The organism is Sporosarcina sp. QA0331 (genome assembly GCF_055808055.1).
This window is the reverse complement of the sequence record NZ_CM147850.1, coordinates 2,031,273-2,050,864: the sequence shown is the minus strand read 5'-3', so window position 1 is coordinate 2,050,864 and position 19,592 is coordinate 2,031,273. Positions and strand designations below refer to the sequence as shown.

Here is a 19,592-nt window from a genome sequence, read left to right as displayed (position 1 = left end):
TGTCGCCTCTAGGCAGGCGCCATACGCTTTTGTTATTGGGGGCTAGCTCATGAAAGATAGTAAATTTGCATTGGAAGATTATATCCACTTTCTGAAAGTGGAACGGCAGCTGTCGCAAAACACGGTTGCTTCTTATAAGAGAGACCTTTCCGATTATATTCAACAGCTCGAGAAGACGGGGGTTGAATCCATAGATGATATCGATCGTTCCGCAATTCTACAATATTTACATCGATTAAAAGAGCAAGGGAAGTCGTCAAGGACGGTCGCAAGGCATATCTCCTCAATACGTTCATTCCACCAGTTCCTTTTACGGGAGAAAGTGACGACTCAAGATCCGACCGTTCATTTGGAAATGCCGAAGCTTGAACAAAAGCTGCCATCTGTCCTTTCCGTAAACGAAGTGGACAAATTGATATCCATGCCCCAAAGCAGCAAGCCGCAAGGGAAAAGGGATATAGCATTGCTTGAACTGCTATATGGGACCGGAATGCGTGTCAGTGAGCTCATCGGACTAAATGTAGACGATATCCATATTTCGATGGGGTTTGTTCGTGTGTTCGGTAAAGGCGGCAAAGAAAGGATTGTCCCGCTTGGCGGAGGTGCAATGAAAGCGTGCTCAATATACATACGGGATGCTCGCCCGACCTTCATTGCAAAAAAGCCAGGGACTGACGCGCTTTTCGTCAATATGAGAGGGACTCGCTTGACTCGGCAAGGCTGTTGGAAAATAATTAAAGGATATGCTTTGGAAGCGGGTATACAAAAAGTGCTGACCCCTCATATTTTGCGCCATTCTTTTGCGACCCACCTCATCGAAAATGGGGCGGATATTCGTGCAGTCCAAGAAATGCTCGGCCATGCTGATATTTCAACTACGCAAATCTACACGCATGTGAGCAAATCAAGGTTGAAAGATGTTTATGTGAAATTCCACCCTCGTGCTTGAAAACATGGAGGACATTTTGGAAAGTATGAATTTTGGAGGTATGGTTATGGAAGAAACGAAATTTAAGCGCGTACATTTGATCGTTCTTGACTCTGTCGGAATCGGCGAATCACCTGACGCCCATTTATTTGGTGACCAAGGAGCGGATACGCTCGGCCACATCGGTGAACAGATGGGCGGCTTAAAGATGCCGAATATGGGACGACTTGGCTTGTCGAATATTAAGGAAATCAAAGGTATCGAAGTAGAAACAACTCCTCAAGGCTTGTATGGAATGATGCAAGAAGCTTCCGTCGGTAAAGATACGATGACAGGTCATTGGGAATTAATGGGCTTAAATATTGATAAACCATTCAAAGTCTACCCTGATGGATTCCCTAAAGAACTTATCGATGAGCTGGAAAAACGGACGGGAAGAAAAGTGATCGGCAATAAACCGGCGAGCGGAACTGGCATCATTGATGAGCTAGGCGAGGAGCATATGGAAACAGGTGCCATCATCGTCTATACGTCCGCGGATCCTGTCTTGCAAATTGCGGCGCATGAAGGAATTATTCCGATTGAAGAGCAATATCGTATTTGTGAAATCGCTCGCGAACTAACGTTGAAGCCTGAATTCCTTGTTGGCCGTGTCATCGCTAGACCGTTTGTCGGAGAGCCTGGCAACTTTACCCGTACGACTAACCGACACGACTATGCATTGAAGCCTTTTGGCAGAACAGTCATGAATGAACTGAAGGACGCTGGAAAATCGGTTGTTGCGGTCGGTAAAATTTCCGACATTTTCAATGGAGAAGGTGTGACGGAAGCTGTACGGACGGTTAGCAATATGGATGGCGTTGACAAATTGATCGAGGTCATGAATAACGATTTCACTGGTATGAGCTTCACAAACCTAGTTGATTTTGATGCGCTATACGGACACCGAAGAGATCCAATCGGCTACGGAAATGCATTGCAAGATTTTGATGCTCGCATACCGGAAATCCTTAATTCATTGAAACAAGATGATTTGCTTATTATTACAGCGGATCATGGAAACGACCCTGTGCATAGCGGTACTGACCATACGAGAGAATATGTCCCTCTACTTATTTACTCACCGTTATTCAGAGCTGGAGGGGAATTGCCGTTGCGGAAAACATTTTCAGATGTTGGAGCGACGATTGCGGATAACTTCAATGTGAAGTCACCAGAGTTCGGGGAAAGCTTTTTAAGTTCATTAATTGAAAAGGTGTGATGATTGTGTTCAGGATGGTTGATATTATAGAGAGAAAAAGAGACGGGGAAGTGCTTTCCAAGGAAGAAATAACGTTTTTCATCAATGGATATACGGACGGCTCTATTCCTGACTATCAGGCGAGCGCCCTATTGATGGCAATTTACTTTAAAGGTATGACAGCTGAGGAGCAAGGTCATTTGACGATGGCGATGGTGGAATCTGGCGATCAGATCGATCTGTCGGCTATTGAAGGGCTTAAAGTCGATAAGCATTCGACTGGAGGCGTTGGTGATACGACAACGTTAATACTGGCTCCTCTCGTTGCAGCGTGTGGCGTTCCAGTCGCCAAAATGAGCGGCCGCGGACTTGGTCATACTGGCGGTACTCTTGATAAGCTGGAAGCGATTGAAGGCTTCCATATCGAGCTTACAGAAGAGCAATTCGTCAACCAAGTAAACGATTTGAAAGTTGCGGTCATCGGCCAAAGCGGCAATTTGACTCCTGCTGATAAAAACCTATATTCCTTACGGGACGTAACGGCAACTGTCAGCAGCATCCCGCTCATTGCAAGCTCCATCATGAGCAAGAAAATTGCAGCAGGTGCAGATGCAATCGTCTTGGACGTGAAAACAGGCGACGGCGCATTTATGAAAACGTTGGAAGATGCTGAAGCGTTAGCACATTCCATGGTTGCAATCGGGCGCCAAGTCGGTAGAAACACCATGGCAGTCATCTCAGACATGAGCCAACCGCTTGGCTATGCAATCGGAAACGCGCTCGAAGTAAAAGAGGCAATTGAGACGCTACAAGGCCAAGGCCCTGAAGACTTAACGGAGCTTTGCCTCGTTCTAGGTAGCAAAATGATTGTAGCTGGAGAAAAAGCGGAAACGGTTGAAGAAGCACGCGCTATGCTAGAAGCAGTCATCAAAGACGGTTCAGCATTGAAACTGTTCGCGCAATTGATCGAAGCACAAGGTGGAGACGCTAAAATTGTAAACGATCCATCACTGCTTCCAACAGCGAAATTCCAAATCGAAGTCCCTGCTTTAACTTCAGGAACGATCTCCAAAATGGAAGCAGATGAAATTGGAGTGGCAGCAATGCTTCTAGGAGCTGGAAGAGCAACAAAAGAAGACGAAATCGACTTAGCGGTCGGCATCGTCCTAAAGAAAAAAATCGGCGATAAAGTAACTGCCGGCGAACCAGTTGCAATCATCCATTCCAACCGTGAAGACGTCGCAAAATCAATCGACTTAATCCAAAAACACATCCACATTTCAGACCAAGAACAACAAAAACCAGCCTTGATCCATGAAATGATTACAGGTTGATATCAATTAACATGTGACTGCCATAGAAAGTCGAAAAATCGACTTTCTATGGCAGTCTTTTTCTATGTAGGATTGGCCCGCGTCCAAAGCAAGCCTTCGCACGTCCAAAGCAGCCCTCCTGCGTCCAAAGCAAGCCTCTGCGCGTCCAAAGCAAGCCTCTGCGCGTCCAAAGCAAGCCTCTGCGCGTCCAAAGCAAGCCTCCGCACGTCCAAAGCGGGCCTTCCCACGTCCAAAGCAAGCCTTCGCGCGTCCAAAGCGAGCCTTCGCACGTCCAAAGTAAGCCTTCCCGCTCCCAAAGAGATCTCCGTATTGGTATCTATTTATTCCTAACATGTGTAAACCGTCCTAAAAATGGATAGACTTTTTCAGGTAGAATGCTTTGTCGAAACATAGGAAAAATACAAAGTTAATGACTAGTTATGTCAGGTGAAAGGGTTTTCCCTGCCCGATGTTGAATGGTTCCGCAAGAAGGAGGGATTCAGCATGGCTGAAATTAATCAAATTGATGGCATTGTGGTCGTAACATTGGCAGGGGAGTTGGACAATCTTGAAGCAAACAGGATCCGTTCCACGATCTCTTCTTCCATCTTCACAGGAAAAGTGAAAGGGATCGTCTGGGATTTGAGCCGCCTCGGATTCATGGATAGCGCAGGCATCGGGCTCATACTTGGCAGGATGAGAGACTTGGCACCATTCAACGGCGAAACACTCATCTTGAATCCATCCCCAACAATGGAGAAAATCTTCAATTTTTCCGGCTTAGGTTCCAACATCAGACACGGCTCGGTCGACAGTGTACTTGGCGAAATCGGAGGGGTCTTACATGAGAAATGAAATGACATTATCATTCGTTGCAATTGAAGAAAATGAAGCGCTAGCGAGGATGGCGATGACGTGTTTTATAACACCGTTGGATCCTACCCTTGAAGAAATCTCGGAATTCAAGACGATCGTATCTGAAGCAGTCACAAACGCCATTATCCACGGCTATGAAAGCGATGGGACAAGCATGGTGACTATCCATGCCGTAATGGATGAAAACAAAGTGACGATGACAGTTGAAGACAAGGGCGGCGGAATCTTTGACGTGCAGCAGGCGATGGAGCCGATGTTCACGACAAAACCGCTCATGGAGCGATCAGGTATGGGATTTACGATTATGGAAAGCTTTTCGGACAATCTCTCAGTGGAATCATCCATTGGAAATGGAACAATAGTAAGGTTCGAGAAAACGTTTTCTCCGGTCACGGAAGCAAGCAGAATGAGGTGACCGATGGATACATCAGTTGAACGGCAAGATGCCCTATTGTCACAGGAAAAAATGAGACTGCTCATTCAGCAATCCCAGGAAGGAGACAAAGATGCAAGAAGAATGATGGTCGAAGGGAATACAAGGCTCGTCTGGTCCATTGTTCAACGGTTTGCGTCGAGAGGAGCCGACTTGGAGGATCTGTTTCAGATCGGCTGCATCGGCCTCATGAAATCGATTGATAAATTCGATTTGTCATATGATGTGAAGTTCTCAACCTACGCCGTACCAATGATAGTAGGGGAAATTCAACGCTTCCTGCGAGATGACGGCATGGTTAAAGTGAGCAGATCGATTCGTGAATTGAGTTTCAAAATCCGGCACGCGACGGATGACTATATTAAAAACCACGGAAGATCGCCGTCCGTATCTGAAATCGCCGAAGTGTTAGATGTCTCGATCGATGAAGTCATTCTTGCATCAGATGCATTACGTGATCCAGCATCCCTGCATGAACAACTGTACGAAAACGAAGGGGATAGTTTGACGCTGATGGATCAGTTGAGAGATGACCGTTCAGAAAGGTTCTTCGATCACATACCGCTGCGGGATGTTGTATCCAAGCTGAATAAACGAGATCAGACGATCATTTATATGCGGTATTATTTGGACTACACACAGAGTGACATTGCTGAACGTATTGGCATTTCGCAAGTGCAAGTATCCCGTTTGGAAAAGAAGATATTGGCCCAGTTGAAAAATTGGATGAGCGCACAACCAGAGGAAAGTGACAGTAAAGTGAGGACGGAATAATACATGGCTAATTTATTCACATCTTTGAAAGACGGAGAAGAATGGTTCCATAGTAAATTCGGGGTGAATGAAACGTTCGATGCCACGGTGAAAACTGTGCATTTATGGGGAATGCCTGCATTATTGCTTTACATTAACGGACTCGTTGATGGAGGAATTTTGACGACACTGTTAACGGAAATGCAAGAAGGGGTACAACCTGAAGACGAGAACAGAGATGATCCCGAATGGTTCCTTACGTATTTTCCTTATTATGCTTTGTCGGATGTCGATGAGAAGGAGAAGTTGCTTAATAACATATTAAGCGGTCAGGTAGGCTTCATACTCCCCGATGGTTATTCATTCATCGGGGATATTCGAAGCTATCCAGGGAGGTCCCCTGAGGAGCCAGACACCGAAAAAGTCATTCGAGGTTCAAGGGATGGCTTTACCGAAAATATCATTACGAATACAGCTCTTGTTAGAAGGCGACTGAAGACAGAGGATCTTCGTTTTGAAATGCATCAGACAACTGTAAACGGCAAGACAGATGTCGCTATAACGTTTATGAAAGGAGCGGCTAGCGAGGAACATCTTTCCTATATCCGTGAAAGGCTTGATGATATCAAGCATGATGGCCTTACAATGACGGACAAATCATTAGAGGAATTCCTTTTCAAGCAACGTTTTCATCCGATGCCTTTCGTCCGTTTCACAGAACGTCCCGATATTTGTGCCGCCCATCTCTTGGAAGGTCATATTGCAATCATTGTCGATACGTCTCCGTCTGTAATTTTAGTTCCAGCAACGATATTCCACCATTTGCAACACGCAGAGGAATATCGCCAAGCGCCATTCATCGGGACTTTTGTCCGTTGGATTCGTCTTTTGGGAGCGTCGCTCAGTCTGTTATTGCTTCCATTTTGGTATTTGCTTTCGACTTATCAGCAATACTTGCCAATTTCACTAAGTTATATAGGTCCGAATGATCCGGGATCAGTTCCTCTTCTCGTCCAGTTATTAATAGCTGATCTCGGGATAGAAGTTCTACGGATGGCCGCCATTCATACACCTTCTCCGATGACGACGGCAATGGGACTTGTTGCTGCAATTGTAATCGGCCAAGTGGCGATTGATGTAGGTCTTTTCACAGGAGAAGTCATATTATACGTCGCGGTAAGCGCCATTTTCACTTTTGCCATACCATCGTTTGAGTTGAGCATTACAACGAAAGTGTTCAGGATTTTTATTCTGATATTGACGGGACTCCTCGGGGCACCTGGTTTCTTCTTAGGGATCGCTTTCCTCTTTTATTATTTGGCATCCCTCAAACCGATGGGCATTCCTTATTTATGGCCGGCTGTACCCTTCTTCCCGGATGCCATGAAGCGTGTATTGATCCGCTATCCAATGACGATTGATGCACCGAGACCCTTCATAACGAAAGCGCCAGAGCGGAATAGGCTTTCGTAGAGGATTGATTACATGCTTCCAGTTATGATAAAGTTTTAACAACATGACTTGGAGGAATGAATATGCATCTATATGGAACTCAATCGGTGAATAATTTAGGCCACTTGACGATAGGCGGAGTAGATACTGTAGATTTGGCTCATATGTATGGAACGCCTTTGCTTGTTTATGATATTGCTCTTTTCAAAGAACGTGCTACTGCCTTCAAGGAAACATTTGCAAAGGCGGGGATAAAAGCACAAGTAGCATATGCAAGCAAAGCTTTTTCTTCCATAGCCATTTATGAAATTGCAAAACATATGGATCTCTCATTGGATGTTGTATCCGGCGGGGAACTATATACGGCGGCAGCTGCTGACTTCCCTCGAGAAAAGATTCATTTTCACGGGAATAACAAAAGTTATACTGAATTGCAATTTGCATTCGATGAAAAAATCGGTTGCATCGTAGTAGATAATTTTTTGGAAATAGAAATGCTAAAAGAAATTTCCGAATCACGCAAGGAGAAGATGAACGTACTATTGCGTGTCACTCCGGGTGTTCATGCGTCAACCCATGACTATATTACAACGGGGCAAGAGGATTCGAAATTCGGTTTCGATTTGAAGAATGGTCAGACGGACGATGCGTTTTTGAAGCTTTATAACCATCCTTACATTAATATGCTCGGCATGCACTGTCATATCGGCTCCCAGATTTTTGAAACGGACGCATTCCGATTCGCTGCGGAAGCACTCATGGAAAAAATGATCGAATGGCGTGAGAAATTCAAATTTGTTTGTACGGTACTCAACTTAGGTGGCGGGTTTGGCATCCGTTATACAGAAGAGGATACTCCGCTACATCCTTCCGCTTACGTTGAGGAAATGGAAGACGTCGTGCTTTCGATGACGCGTAAGCATAATTACCCATTGCCGGAGATTTGGATTGAACCGGGCAGATCATTAGTCGGGGACGCCGGTACAACATTATACACTGTGGGAAGCAGTAAGGAAGTTCCGGGTGTAAGGACTTATATAGCTGTCGATGGCGGGATGTCTGACAATATCCGTCCAGCCTTGTATGAGGCGAAATATACAGCGGCGACGGCAAACAGAATGTTGGATCCTCACGCGGATAAAGTGACAATAGCGGGTAAATGTTGTGAATCTGGAGATAAATTGATCGAAGATGCGTATATTGCAGAACCTGTTGATGGAGATATCATTGCAGTTTTCTGTACAGGCGCATACACATACTCAATGGCTAGCAATTATAATCGCCTCCCTAAACCAGCAATCGTATTTTGTGAAAACGGTCACCACCAATTAGTTGTTCGCAGGGAAACATATGAAGACGTCATTAGGCTAGACATCCCTTTGCAGAGGACTGAACAGGAAGTTTCATCATGAAAAAACGGAATATAATTCTTTTCCTGTTCATACTTCTAGCTGCAATCATTTGGGGAGGAGTCTACTGGTACTTTATTGCCCCTTTTGCCGGCCCGAATAAATGAACTTTCTCTATCATTGAAAAAGCCTTGGCTATCATGTACCATAATGAGAAACTTCACTCACTGGGATTCTATCACCCTCCGCAGAGTATTAGTTGAATCAAATCGGGCATTTACAGGCAGTTGATCTTTCAGACCTAGTGGGAGTCGTACTGCTCATGAATGCAAGATAATTGTAATTCGGTGGCAATCCTTTTTTATCGGGATGACAGCTAAGGATTTTTTGAAAAGAAGGGATTTCAATGATGCTTTTACGATATAAGAAGGCGTATGAGAAAATCGCAATGGGCTTGCTTTCTTATATGCCCGGAGAAAAGTCTGTTAAAAAATTGCAGGAAACGATTCAACAGTACGAAAATGATGAAGACTGGCAGTTATTTCTTTTGAAAAAAGACGAAGATTTTATCGGCCTCGCCGGCATCATGTTGGACGAAGATTCATACACGGTTATGCACCTTTCTGTGAATCCATCGTTTCGTGGAGAAGGAATCGGTAGCAAGATAATCGAAAAACTCGGTGATCTATTTCCCGACTTGGAATGTAAGAGTAATGAGTATACGGAATCGTTCATGAAGAAATGCCGTCAAAAGGAAGAGCAACAAGAATCTGAATAGAAAAGAGTGTAGACAAAGTTAATTTTCGACTTTGTCTACACTCTTTTTGAGGAAGCTATGATGAATAGGGATTTCCTCAGCCTGATTGAAAACGCTTGCCAAGGGAGGCAACCTGAGATCGCCACGTCCTGAAGGTGCCTTAATTTCTGCTAAGAGCGCAGAAATACGGCAAATCGAACCCTTCGCCGTTCGATTGGCAACGGTTGCATGACTCGCTTCCTGCGAGCCCGCGCGAAGTCGAGCGAAGACGCGAATAGAACTAAAGTTCATGAGCGGACGAGCGGATATAGAAGGCATCCTAAAGGCGCCGCGTCTTGCGGCAACGGATGCATGACCTACTTCCTGTAGGCCTCAACAACTGATGCGAGCGTTTGTCAACAGGCTGGGCGCAGATCATTGTGGTCTGCGCCTTTTCTTTTCGCGTTCTGCAAGAATATCGGAACGATCCCGCAGCATATGTTTATGAATGACAGCATCACTGCCCGCTGGGAGAAGTTCCATTGTGGCGGCCGTCTCATTGACAGAGTGTTGAAGGACTTCTGATGTGAGAAGGATAAGGAACGGAGAGAATGATTCACCGTTTTGTAATTCGCCGATGCATCTTTCTATATCCTGTACAAGCTGTCGATAATCGATATCTTCCGTATAACGCGAGTCAATCTTACGAAAGTCGAGCATTCTGTTTTTCGCTTTTACGAGCGTACGGTACGCTCCTTCCACATTGCCTCTTCTCCAATGATAAAGACCGGTTGATAAAAGGATAAATGCAGTAAGCGGATGACCTTTCGAATATCCCGGTATAGATTTCCAATACTCTTCAAGCACTTCATGACACTCGAAGTAGTCTTGATTCCTATTGAAATAAACAATAAAATTTAAGAATAACGGATGATGATACGGATGCATGAAATCATTCCTTTCTGTATAAGATGCAAACATACGTAATGGAGGAGTCCTATTGACTTACAAAGTTAAATTAGAGGCGTTTGAAGGGCCTCTTGATCTATTATTACATTTAATCAACCGACTTGAAATCGATATCTATGATATTCCGATGGCGGAACTGACACATCAGTACATAGAGCATCTACACACGATGCGTGTTTTAGAATTGGACGAACTTAGTGAATACTTAGTATTGGCAGCCACCTTAATAGAAATAAAAAGTAAAATGCTACTGCCTGTCCATGAAGGCGAAGTATTGGATGAGGACAACGAATATCATCTAGAAGAAGACCCGCGGGATGAATTGGTTGCCCGATTGATCGAATATAAGAAATACAAAGAAGCTGCACATTCATTAAAAGAATCAGCAGATGACCGTGCAGAACATTTTACAAAACTGCCAGCAGACCTATCGGAATATGGTGAAGTAGCCGTATCAATGACTGAAGAAAAGATGAACGTCTTCGACTTGATCGGCGCCTTCCAAAAAATGCTTGAACGAAAGAAATTACGTGCTCCGTTAACCGCCAATATTGCAAAGTCTGAGCTTTCGGTAAGTGAAAAAATGGATAAAATCATGACATCTCTTGAAAGAAGGGGCGGCAGTTGTGATTTCGAAAGCTTATTCGAAAAAGAGGATATTGAAGATTTAGTTGTGACATTTCTGTCATTGTTGGAATTAATGAAACGGCTTGACATTATAGTTAAACAAGAAAGCAATTTCGGTAAAATGATGGTCATGGTCGGAGGGGAGTAAATTATGGAATCAATTAATGAACGACTTACCGGAATGTTGGAAAGCTTTTTATTCATCGCAGGTGATGACGGCTTGACATTGAGTCAAATCGCTACATTGCTTCAAGTTGAGACGGATGCTGCAGCAGCGATCGCTGAAGGACTACGTGTAAATTATGAAGACAGGCCTGACTCAGGTATCACTTTGAGACTGTACGGTGGGCATTACCGACTTGTGACGAAAGCTGAGTTCGCGGATGACATTCTCCGTATGCTGGAAAATCCGGCTCGCAACTCAATTACACAAGCCTCCATGGAAGTATTGGCAATTATCGCGTACAAGCAGCCCGTTACCCGGGTCGAAATCGATGATTTGCGCGGTGTGAAGTCCGATGGTCCGATCCAGACGCTCGTTGCGAAAGGATTTATTATGGAAAAAGGACGTATGGAAGCAAGCGGCAGGCCGATACTTTACGGGACGACTGATTTGTTTTTGGATAGATTCGGATTGGAATCAATTGAAATGCTTCCCCCATTGGTTGAAGGCGATGAAGAAGAGTCATTCGGGGATACAGATCTATTCATGACGAAATTCCAAGAAGCATTCGAAATGACGGAAGAAGGAGGAAACAATGATTGAGGCAGGCGATAGCCATTGTTCTGTTCCTATCGGTATTATTGACTGCAGTTCCAAAAGAAGCAGCAGTAGGCGGAAGTGCCTGGGCGGTCATAGACGCGGAGACAGGGCGACTATTGGATGGGTCCAATGAAAATCTCCAATTGCCGATTGCAAGCTTGACAAAAATTTGGACTGCATTGACGTTTATTGAAAGCGGGACTGCGGGTGGTGAAATTGTCATTTCTCCCGAAGCTGCTTCCGCTGAAGGCTCTTCCATATATTTAGAGCAAGGTACTAAAATGGATTCCGATGCATTGTTGTATGGCCTCATGCTGCGATCCGGAAATGACGCTGCATATGCGCTCGCGGAACATGCAGGAGGTTCGGTTGAAGGGTTTGTCGACTTGATGAATAAGAAAGCCGAATTGCATGGCTTGGAGAGGACAACTTTTACCAACCCATCAGGGCTTCATAATGATGAGCATCTGTCAACGGCTTATGAGACGGCATTAATGCTTTATTTCGCAATGAAAAATGAGAAATTCGAAAAAATCGCTTCTGCGGAAAACTTCGTCTATCGTAAAGGGGATGAAGTAAGAAGCTGGCGGAATAAACATCGCTTAATCCATACGAATGACAATGTCAAAGCCGGAAAAACAGGTTTTACGAAAGCTGCAGGAAGGACACTTGCCACCTATTTTGAAAAAGACGATAAAAAACTTATTATCGTTACGTTGAACAATGGGAACGACTGGAATACGCATGAACAGTTGGCGAATGAGATGTTCCGCAAGTATGAGAATGTTACGGTTGCGAAAAAAGGCAAATACCGCATCCTTCCCGGGGTCAAAGGTGAATTAAAAAGGCCGATCGTATTGCTTTTGAATGAAGACGAAGTGGAAAGGGTCTCCCATGTCGTCTATATACCGAGGAAGAATGACCGAAAAGTGAAGGGGACTTGGACGGTATCGCTTGATAATGAATTGCTGATTACAGCAGAAATTGATATTGATAAGTAACTTATCCTTGATCTGAACATGAAACAATTAGGGAAGACTGACTGAATATAGGTCGGTCTTCTTTTCATTTGCAAGGAAATATGACATAATTTTTTGAGGTAGAAGGAAGGTGACGAATTGGAAAGATTACAAAAAGTATTGGCACAAGCGGGCGTAGCGTCGCGTAGAAAAGCAGAAACACTGATCGTCGAGGGGAAAGTGAAAGTAAACGGAAAAGTTGTAACAGAATTAGGGACAAAGGTGACACGTGCAGACCGAGTGGAAGTCGAAGGCGTGGAGCTTGTCAAAGAGCAATTCGTTTATTATTTGCTATATAAACCTAGAGGTTATATTTCAACTGTCAGCGATGAAAAAGGCAGAAAGACGGTGTTAGATCTTCTTCCAATGGTAGAGGAAAGAATTTTTCCTGTAGGCAGGCTCGATTTTGACACGTCCGGAATCATCATCATGACGAATGATGGAGATTTCTCATATCTCATGACCCATCCGAAATTCGGTATTCAGAAAAAGTATGTTGCGAAAGTGAAAGGAATACCTGGTAGAGACGCGTTGAAAAAATTGGAACGCGGCATAGAGCTTGAGGATGGTATGACAGCGCCTGCCCGAGTTAAAATGCAGTCGTTTGATAAAAAAACTGGCACCGCAATTGTTGAAATTACAATTCATGAAGGTCGCAATCGTCAAGTTCGTAGAATGTTCGACGCCATTGGCTGCCCGGTCCAAAAACTGAGACGGGAGTCGTTCGCAATGTTGACGACCCACGGATTGAACGCAGGAGAAGCGCGTGAATTGACGACCCACGAAGTGAAACAGCTGCGAGTTCTAGCTGAAACAGGAAAGATTGGATAACGAACCCGTCTAGACTCCGGGTGGCAATCGCTCGGGTCATAAGCCAAAGCTGCTTTGTGGCAAAAAGCGCCACTCCGCATCTTCGTCTTATGCCTGTCGCAATTAACCGCCACCCTGCGCTTTTGAAAAGTTCACAAACCTATCACGACTTCACAAATTCTTCACTACTTGTTTTGCTATAATTAATATCGGAATCTTATTACGTTAGGGGGCTATCAATTGTCCAAGGCGAATAAAAAGCGATCGCGCCTCATTTTCAGAGGGGTAGTTTTACTTTTGCTTGCATCAGCCATTCTATTTTCCATTTTCTCTAAAGACAAAGTCAAAGTCCTGGCAGTCGGTGACAAAGCCCCGGATTTTGAACTCGTCGATCTTGAAGGGAACAAGCATCGGTTATCCGATTACGCAGGAGAAGGCGTTTTTCTAAACTTTTGGGGAACGTGGTGCCCTCCTTGCAAACGGGAAATGCCTTACATTGAAGATCAATACAATGCCTTCAAGGAAAAAGGTGTCCATGTATTGTCAGTGAATATCGCCGAGTCCGATTTGAAAGTGGATACATTCCGTGATCAATACGGTCTTACGTTTCCGATCGTTATCGACAAAAAGAAAGATGTAAAGGAACTGTACAATATCGTTCCTCTACCGACGACATTTTTGATCGATAAAGAAGGGCGGATTACGAAGGTTATCACGACAGAAATGACTGAGGATGAAATCATTTCGTACATGGAAAGCATTCAACCTTGATAAGGAGTTCGAACAGATGAGTAAAATCAAATGTCAATGCGGTCATGACAACCCATTCGGAACGGTACTTTGTGAAAAATGCGGCCGACCATTGACCGAGGAAGCAAAAAAAAGTGAAGTTGTCGATATGCGTTACGAAGGATCTGCCCGTAGATCTCAGACGTATAAACGATCGATCATCGATAAGATTTGGAATTTCTTCTCGAGTGTTAAAATTGGTGTAAGTATTATTATCGCGGTGCTTGCCACTTCCGCGATCGGTACGCTTTTCCCGCAGAAATTTTACGTTCCTGTGAATCAGGATTCGCCAGCGGAATTATTAGCATATTATGAACGTCTGTACGGAATTGTAGGAACTCTCTATTTCAAATTAGGCTTCTATGATATGTATAATAGCTGGTGGTTTAAAATACTGATTGGCATGCTCGGAACGTCCATCATCATTGCGAGTGTCGATAGGGTGATTCCGCTCTATAAATCATTGAAGAAGCAGCGGACGAAACGACATACTTCATTCATGAAGCGTCAACGGATTTACGGTACAGGTCCCTCTAAGGATGCAGATGCATCACTTGCAAAAGCGGAAGAGCAACTGAAGAAAATGAAATACAACGTAAAAATGGAAGATGGAGCAATCTTAGCTGAAAAGAATCGTTTTTCGCGTTGGGGTCCTTATGTTAACCATACCGGCTTGATCATTTTCTTATTCGGTGTCCTATTGCGCGGCATTCCAGGATTCTACGTCGATCAAACGATGTGGATTCGGGAAGGTGAATTACGCTCGATTCCTGGTGCTCCTGACTATTATTTAGAGAGTAAGGATTTCAGCATTGAGACGTATTCAAAGGAAGAAGCCGATGAAGTTTTCGGTAAGGCGATCGATCGTGTCGGCACGATTGTGAAATCCTATCAGACGGATGTCTCGTTATACAAAAAGAAAGAAGACAGTTTGCCGGGATCAACAGACCTAGAGCATGTCAAAGACTATCCGATCATCGTCAACAAGCCATTGAAATTCGATGGATACAACATTTTCCAAATGGATTATCGATTGGACGAGTTGAAATCGATGACGATGCAGTTGATCGAAAAGAAAACAGGGAAGTCATTTGGGCAATTCACAATCGATTTGGATGACCCTGAAGGAGTATATGAACTGAATGATGGGGCAAGGGTCGATTTAATCGGGTATTATGCGGATTATGACGGTGTTGAAAATGGCGAGCCTGTTTCCAAATCACCAATTCCGAACAACCCGGCTTTCATCTTCAACATGATTACTCCTGAAAAACCAAAAGGGGAAAAGAGCTTTGTTGCCATTAGACAAACGCTTGAAACACAAGAAAATGCGTATCAAGTAAAGTTTGTCAGCGCAGAAACTCGGGATATTTCCGGTTTGACGATTCGTAAGGATAAAACATTGTATGTCCTTCTATTAGGCGGAATCATTTTCATGATTGGGGTAATCCAAGGTTCTTATTGGAACCATAGACGGATTTGGATCCAGAAAGGTGAAGGCGATGAGATGTTAATCGCTGCCCATACGAATAAGAACTGGTACTCTTTGAAAAAGGAATTGGATACGGTCAAAGATTATGCAGATCTGCCGGGTTATGAAGACAGATTGGACAAAGAATCGTCATCTGAGGAAGAGGAAGGAGAAAAATAATTATGGGATTAGCATCGTTAAGCGCTAACCTGCTATTCGTTTCTTTCATTGCTTATTTAGTTGCCACGCTTTTCTTCGGTGGAGCAGTGAAAGGCGCGAAATCGGAAGCGTCCTATAGAAACCATAGATGGGGCAGGATCGGCATCATAATTACGATCATTGGTTTCATCACGCATCTCGGGTATTTCATTACGAGATGGATGGCTTCTGGTCACGCTCCGGTCAGTAATATGTTCGAATTTACGACTGCGTTCGGCATGATGCTCGTAGGGGCATTCATCCTGCTGTTTTTCTTGTATCGGACGCCTTCATTAGGGTTGTTCGCGTTGCCGATTGCAATTATTATAATCGGATATGCAAGCATGTTCCCTCGGGACATTACACCGCTCATACCGGCGCTGCAAAGCCACTGGCTGACAATCCACGTCATCACTGCCGCGCTTGGTGAATCAATTCTTGCAATTAGTGCGGTTGCGGGCCTCATATACTTAGTGAAGAATGTCGATATGACAAAACCGTCGAGACAGCGATTTTGGATAGAGGCCGTCATGTTCACTCTCGTTTTAGTCCTTGGGTTTGTCATCTCTTCGACAACATTCAAGCTGACAGGATATGAAGCGCATTTTACGTATATCGATAAAAACGAGGCACCTGCGAAAATCGAGTACAATTACCCGCCATTATTCGGTATGAACGAGTATGAAGCGCAAACGCCTGGAGCGATGAAGCCGTGGGCTGAGATGCCGGCGATCGTCAATGCGAAAACATTGACTACATTCGTTTGGTCGGTCGTGACAGGAACGATTCTTTATATCATTTTACGACTTATTTTCCGCAGACCGCTCGCTTCCTTATTCCAACCATTTGCGAAGAAAGCGAATTCACAGCTCATGGATGAAATCGGCTACCGTTCCGTTTTGATCGGCTTCCCGGTCTTCACACTTGGAGCTCTAATCTTTGCGATGATTTGGGCGCATGAAGCTTGGTCCAGGTTCTGGGGTTGGGACCCGAAAGAGGTTTGGGCCCTAATTACATGGTTGTTTTATGCGGCATTCCTCCATCTCCGTCTTTCAAAAGGATGGGAAGGAGAGAAATCTGCCTGGCTTGCGGTTATAGGATTTGTCATCATCATGTTCAATCTAATCGCCGTGAATCTCATCATAGCAGGCCTGCATTCATACGCGTAATCCGATTTAGGACTGCACAAAGCCGTAAAGGTGCTGTGCAGTTTCTTTTTTTATATGCTACTTGTACAATAAGAACAGAAGTGTAGTTGAAAGGGGACTTGGATGATGGAAGAGACTGTTAGGTTATTAGTGGTGGATGATGAGGACCGGATCCGCCGTCTTCTCACTATGTATTTATCCCGTGAAGGCTTCGAAATTGATGAGGCAATAGATGGAGCCGAGGCGATTGAAAAAGCGCTTGCGAATCATTATGACTGTATTTTGCTGGATTTAATGATGCCTGAAAAAGACGGTTTAGAAGTATTGCAGGAACTTCGAGATGAAAAGAAAATGACACCTGTCATCTTCTTGACTGCGAAGGGCGAGGAATCGGATCGAGTGACAGGTTTTGAAACGGGTGCAGATGATTATATCGTCAAGCCGTTCAGTCCGCGTGAAGTTGTATTGCGCGTGAAGGCGATTTTGAGAAGATCGGTCACTTTCCCAGATTCAACAGCTGCGAACAGTTCAAAGGATCTCGTCGTCTTCCCGCAATTGACGATCGATCATGACGCACACCGTGTAACGGCCGAAGGGAAAGAAGTGAACTTGACGCCGAAGGAATACGAATTGCTTTATTTCCTTGCAAAATCGCCAGACAAGGTGTTCGATCGTGAGCAATTATTGAAAGAAGTATGGCACTATGAGTTTTTCGGGGATTTACGGACTGTCGATACACATGTAAAACGGTTACGCGAGAAGCTGAGCCGTGTATCGGAAAGTGCTGCTAAAATGATTGTTACAGTTTGGGGCGTCGGCTATAAGTTCGAGGTTCCGAATGAATAGAATATGGCATTCAATCGTCGGGAAGCTATGGGCAACCATATTGCTTCTCGTTTCCTTTGTCCTTTTTATCGTCACTGTCCTCCTCCTTGAATTCCTAGACAATTTCCATACGAATCAGGCAGAGGATTCGTTGCGCAGAGAAGCGACGACAATTGGAAAAATTGTTGTAGACCATGAAAACGAATCTGCGATGCGAATTATTATCCAGGACATATTGGATAACGAGACGAATGCGATGATCATTGATTCAGAAAAAGAAGTCCATTATTCATTTCATAAAGGATTGAATCAAGAAAAGATCGAGAAAAAAATCTTATCGGAACCGAGATTTTTCTCGGATATTGAAATCAATAAAAAAGTAGTAAAAGAAATGATTCTCCCATCTCTTGGAGATGAAAACGTCATGGAACAATTTCTTGTTCTCGTGTATCCATATGATGAAGTCGATGGTACAATCCACTCGATTGTCATGTACCAAAGCCTTGATGCCGTACATCGTACGACGAAAAGGACGACGAATATCGTTTTCCTATCAGCTTTCATCGCTTTCATTTTAACGACTATTTTCGCTTTCTTCCTTTCCACGAAAATTACTTCTCCGTTGCGCGGGATGAAGCAAGCGGCCTTTGAATTGTCAAAAGGAAACTTCGAAACGCGTCTCCCAGTCATGCAAAATGATGAAATCGGCCAGTTGGCGACTGCATTCAACCAGATGGGCAGACAGTTGAAATACCAAATGGAATTGATCAAGCAGGAAAAGGAACAATTATCGAGCATTCTTACATCGATGACAGATGCAGTCATCACATTCAATCGGGACTATTCGATTCTTTTAAGCAACCCTCAGGCAGAACGATTATTGCAGAAATGGTATTTTGCCAATGGTGCCGATGATAAAGTGCTGCCAAAGGAAATTTTTCATATGCTTGAACACGCCATTACATTTGCAGAGGAAGTCGAGGATGAGCTTGAGATCGGCGGCCAATTTTACGGCATCTCGATAAGCCCCCTCTATAGTGAAAATAGCATTCGCGGTGCAGTAGCCGTGTTGCGGGATATGACTGATCAGCATAAACTTGATAAGCTAAGATCTGATTTCATAGCAAACGTTTCCCATGAATTGAGGACGCCAATTTCCTTATTGCAAGGGTATAGCGAAGCGATCATTGATGATGTAATGACGAGTGAAGAGGAACGAAATGAAATGGTGCAGATCATCCACGATGAATCGAAACGGATGAGCCGTCTCGTAACAGATCTGCTCGACCTCGCAAGAATGGAATCGGGTCATATGCGATTATACAAATTGAATTTCCCTCTCATTCCTTTCTTGGATAGGGTTCAAAATAAATTTATGCAAATCGCCCGCGATTCAAATGTGATGCTTACATTAGATTTTGACGATAAAGACAAGGATATTGCCCTCTTCGCTGATGACTTCCGATTAGAACAAGTGTTTACAAACTTGATTGATAATGCAATCCGTCATACGCCAGATGGAGGAAAAGTGACAGTTGATGTCGAAAGAAAAGGGGATATGGTTGAAATATCCGTCGCTGATACGGGGAGCGGGATACCGAAGGAGGATCTTCCGTTTATTTTCGAACGTTTTTATAAAGCTGACAAAGCACGGACGAGAGGCAAAGGCGGAACGGGTCTAGGATTGGCAATCGCAAAAAATATCGTTGACTCGCATGAAGGACGGATTACTGCGGAGCTAGCTGAAACGTCAGGCACAATCTTCAAATGCATATTGCCAATCGGTCCTAAAGATTCAAATGACGAAGAGTAAGCGGCGGAGAAAACGTCTGAAGGAAATGTAAATGGGGATGAAACTTTTCATCTTGAATTACGACTAATGTATTGAACGGG

At 44.1% G+C, this 19,592-nt stretch carries 20 protein-coding genes; 18 read left to right on the top strand and 2 right to left on the bottom strand.

What is annotated here, in order from left to right:
• Nucleotides 1-49 precede the first annotated feature (49 nt).
• Genes xerD through AC0L13_RS10215 form a run of 3 tightly spaced genes read left to right on the top strand, consistent with a single transcriptional unit; the run spans nt 50 to nt 3,502 of the window.
• Nucleotides 50-949: a site-specific tyrosine recombinase XerD gene (gene xerD, locus AC0L13_RS10225; protein ID WP_473646693.1), complete on the top strand. Its 900-nt coding sequence runs from the start codon at nt 50-52 to the stop codon at nt 947-949.
• A 46-nt stretch (nt 950-995) separates the two neighbouring features.
• Nucleotides 996-2,189 (top strand): phosphopentomutase, encoded by a 1,194-nt coding sequence (gene deoB, locus AC0L13_RS10220; protein ID WP_473646691.1) that lies wholly within the window; start codon nt 996-998, stop codon nt 2,187-2,189.
• Between the two features lie 14 nt (nt 2,190-2,203).
• On the top strand, nt 2,204-3,502 hold the full coding sequence (locus AC0L13_RS10215; RefSeq protein ID WP_473646946.1) for a pyrimidine-nucleoside phosphorylase: 1,299 nt from the start codon (nt 2,204-2,206) through the stop codon (nt 3,500-3,502).
• 6 nt (nt 3,503-3,508) lie between these two features.
• Here AC0L13_RS10215 and AC0L13_RS10210 read toward each other — a convergent pair whose 3' ends face one another.
• The gene (locus AC0L13_RS10210; RefSeq protein ID WP_473646687.1) at nt 3,509-3,835 is read right to left on the bottom strand and encodes a hypothetical protein; all 327 of its coding nucleotides are present in this window, start codon (nt 3,833-3,835) and stop codon (nt 3,509-3,511) included.
• A gap of 150 nt (nt 3,836-3,985) precedes the next feature.
• Here AC0L13_RS10210 and AC0L13_RS10205 point away from each other — a divergent pair, with 150 nt between their 5' ends.
• The 6 genes from AC0L13_RS10205 to AC0L13_RS10180 all read left to right on the top strand — a co-directional run bounded on the left by AC0L13_RS10205 (nt 3,986) and on the right by AC0L13_RS10180 (nt 9,122).
• Entirely contained in the window at nt 3,986-4,336 is a 351-nt protein-coding gene (locus AC0L13_RS10205) for an anti-sigma factor antagonist (protein WP_473646684.1), read from the top strand.
• The gene (spoIIAB, locus tag AC0L13_RS10200) at nt 4,326-4,772 is read left to right on the top strand and encodes an anti-sigma F factor (protein WP_473646680.1); all 447 of its coding nucleotides are present in this window, start codon (nt 4,326-4,328) and stop codon (nt 4,770-4,772) included. Before AC0L13_RS10205 ends, spoIIAB begins: the two co-directional genes overlap by 11 nt.
• A 3-nt stretch (nt 4,773-4,775) precedes the next feature.
• The gene (locus AC0L13_RS10195) at nt 4,776-5,564 is read left to right on the top strand and encodes a SigF/SigG family RNA polymerase sporulation sigma factor (protein WP_473646677.1); all 789 of its coding nucleotides are present in this window, start codon (nt 4,776-4,778) and stop codon (nt 5,562-5,564) included.
• Between the two features lie 3 nt (nt 5,565-5,567).
• A complete protein-coding gene (locus AC0L13_RS10190; RefSeq protein ID WP_473646674.1) occupies nt 5,568-7,016 on the top strand; it encodes a spore germination protein in 1,449 nt (482 codons plus the stop codon).
• Between the two features lie 62 nt (nt 7,017-7,078).
• Nucleotides 7,079-8,407: a diaminopimelate decarboxylase gene (lysA, locus tag AC0L13_RS10185; protein ID WP_473646672.1), complete on the top strand. Its 1,329-nt coding sequence runs from the start codon at nt 7,079-7,081 to the stop codon at nt 8,405-8,407.
• Between the two features lie 343 nt (nt 8,408-8,750).
• On the top strand, nt 8,751-9,122 hold the full coding sequence (locus AC0L13_RS10180) for a GNAT family N-acetyltransferase (RefSeq protein ID WP_473646669.1): 372 nt from the start codon (nt 8,751-8,753) through the stop codon (nt 9,120-9,122).
• Nucleotides 9,123-9,515: 393 nt separating this feature from the next.
• Here the strand turns inward: AC0L13_RS10180 and AC0L13_RS10175 are convergent, their stop codons facing one another.
• On the bottom strand, nt 9,516-10,061 hold the full coding sequence (locus AC0L13_RS10175) for a DUF309 domain-containing protein (protein WP_473646667.1): 546 nt from the start codon (nt 10,059-10,061) through the stop codon (nt 9,516-9,518).
• 19 nt (nt 10,062-10,080) lie between these two features.
• Between AC0L13_RS10175 and AC0L13_RS10170 the strand changes: the two genes are divergently transcribed.
• The 9 genes from AC0L13_RS10170 to AC0L13_RS10130 all read left to right on the top strand — a co-directional run bounded on the left by AC0L13_RS10170 (nt 10,081) and on the right by AC0L13_RS10130 (nt 19,512).
• Nucleotides 10,081-10,824 (top strand): segregation/condensation protein A, encoded by a 744-nt coding sequence (locus AC0L13_RS10170; protein WP_473646665.1) that lies wholly within the window; start codon nt 10,081-10,083, stop codon nt 10,822-10,824.
• 3 nt (nt 10,825-10,827) lie between these two features.
• The gene (scpB, locus tag AC0L13_RS10165) at nt 10,828-11,442 is read left to right on the top strand and encodes an SMC-Scp complex subunit ScpB (protein WP_473646663.1); all 615 of its coding nucleotides are present in this window, start codon (nt 10,828-10,830) and stop codon (nt 11,440-11,442) included.
• Complete coding sequence (locus AC0L13_RS10160; protein ID WP_473646660.1) at nt 11,439-12,440, top strand: D-alanyl-D-alanine carboxypeptidase family protein; 1,002 nt, start codon at nt 11,439-11,441, stop codon at nt 12,438-12,440. The genes scpB and AC0L13_RS10160 overlap by 4 nt, the downstream gene beginning before the upstream one ends.
• Nucleotides 12,441-12,557: 117 nt before the next feature.
• Nucleotides 12,558-13,289: a pseudouridine synthase gene (locus AC0L13_RS10155; protein WP_473646657.1), complete on the top strand. Its 732-nt coding sequence runs from the start codon at nt 12,558-12,560 to the stop codon at nt 13,287-13,289.
• Nucleotides 13,290-13,508: 219 nt separating this feature from the next.
• Entirely contained in the window at nt 13,509-14,039 is a 531-nt protein-coding gene (gene resA, locus AC0L13_RS10150; protein ID WP_440499380.1) for a thiol-disulfide oxidoreductase ResA, read from the top strand.
• 16 nt (nt 14,040-14,055) lie between these two features.
• Nucleotides 14,056-15,708 carry a cytochrome c biogenesis protein ResB gene (gene resB / locus AC0L13_RS10145; protein ID WP_473646655.1) on the top strand — a complete coding sequence of 551 codons (1,653 nt, stop codon included), beginning with the start codon at nt 14,056-14,058 and terminating at the stop codon, nt 15,706-15,708.
• 2 nt (nt 15,709-15,710) lie between these two features.
• A complete protein-coding gene (ccsB, locus tag AC0L13_RS10140) occupies nt 15,711-16,895 on the top strand; it encodes a c-type cytochrome biogenesis protein CcsB (protein WP_473646652.1) in 1,185 nt (394 codons plus the stop codon).
• A gap of 105 nt (nt 16,896-17,000) precedes the next feature.
• On the top strand, nt 17,001-17,720 hold the full coding sequence (locus tag AC0L13_RS10135; RefSeq protein WP_473646649.1) for a response regulator transcription factor: 720 nt from the start codon (nt 17,001-17,003) through the stop codon (nt 17,718-17,720).
• Nucleotides 17,713-19,512 (top strand): ATP-binding protein, encoded by a 1,800-nt coding sequence (locus AC0L13_RS10130; protein WP_473646646.1) that lies wholly within the window; start codon nt 17,713-17,715, stop codon nt 19,510-19,512. Before AC0L13_RS10135 ends, AC0L13_RS10130 begins: the two co-directional genes overlap by 8 nt.
• Nucleotides 19,513-19,592 lie beyond the last annotated feature (80 nt).

Coding starts and splice junctions, on each gene's coding strand:
- AC0L13_RS10180 (WP_473646669.1), top strand. CDS start 8,751: ATGATGCTTTTACGATATAAGAAGGCGTATGAGAAAATCGCAATGGGC.
- ccsB (WP_473646652.1), top strand. CDS start 15,711: ATGGGATTAGCATCGTTAAGCGCTAACCTGCTATTCGTTTCTTTCATT.
- AC0L13_RS10190 (WP_473646674.1), top strand. CDS start 5,568: ATGGCTAATTTATTCACATCTTTGAAAGACGGAGAAGAATGGTTCCAT.
- AC0L13_RS10205 (WP_473646684.1), top strand. CDS start 3,986: ATGGCTGAAATTAATCAAATTGATGGCATTGTGGTCGTAACATTGGCA.
- scpB (WP_473646663.1), top strand. CDS start 10,828: ATGGAATCAATTAATGAACGACTTACCGGAATGTTGGAAAGCTTTTTA.
- deoB (WP_473646691.1), top strand. CDS start 996: ATGGAAGAAACGAAATTTAAGCGCGTACATTTGATCGTTCTTGACTCT.
- AC0L13_RS10175 (WP_473646667.1), bottom strand. CDS start 10,061: ATGTTTGCATCTTATACAGAAAGGAATGATTTCATGCATCCGTATCAT.
- AC0L13_RS10195 (WP_473646677.1), top strand. CDS start 4,776: ATGGATACATCAGTTGAACGGCAAGATGCCCTATTGTCACAGGAAAAA.
- lysA (WP_473646672.1), top strand. CDS start 7,079: ATGCATCTATATGGAACTCAATCGGTGAATAATTTAGGCCACTTGACG.
- AC0L13_RS10215 (WP_473646946.1), top strand. CDS start 2,204: ATGGTTGATATTATAGAGAGAAAAAGAGACGGGGAAGTGCTTTCCAAG.
- AC0L13_RS10130 (WP_473646646.1), top strand. CDS start 17,713: ATGAATAGAATATGGCATTCAATCGTCGGGAAGCTATGGGCAACCATA.
- resB (WP_473646655.1), top strand. CDS start 14,056: ATGAGTAAAATCAAATGTCAATGCGGTCATGACAACCCATTCGGAACG.
- AC0L13_RS10210 (WP_473646687.1), bottom strand. CDS start 3,835: ATGTTAGGAATAAATAGATACCAATACGGAGATCTCTTTGGGAGCGGG.
- xerD (WP_473646693.1), top strand. CDS start 50: ATGAAAGATAGTAAATTTGCATTGGAAGATTATATCCACTTTCTGAAA.
- spoIIAB (WP_473646680.1), top strand. CDS start 4,326: ATGAGAAATGAAATGACATTATCATTCGTTGCAATTGAAGAAAATGAA.
- AC0L13_RS10135 (WP_473646649.1), top strand. CDS start 17,001: ATGGAAGAGACTGTTAGGTTATTAGTGGTGGATGATGAGGACCGGATC.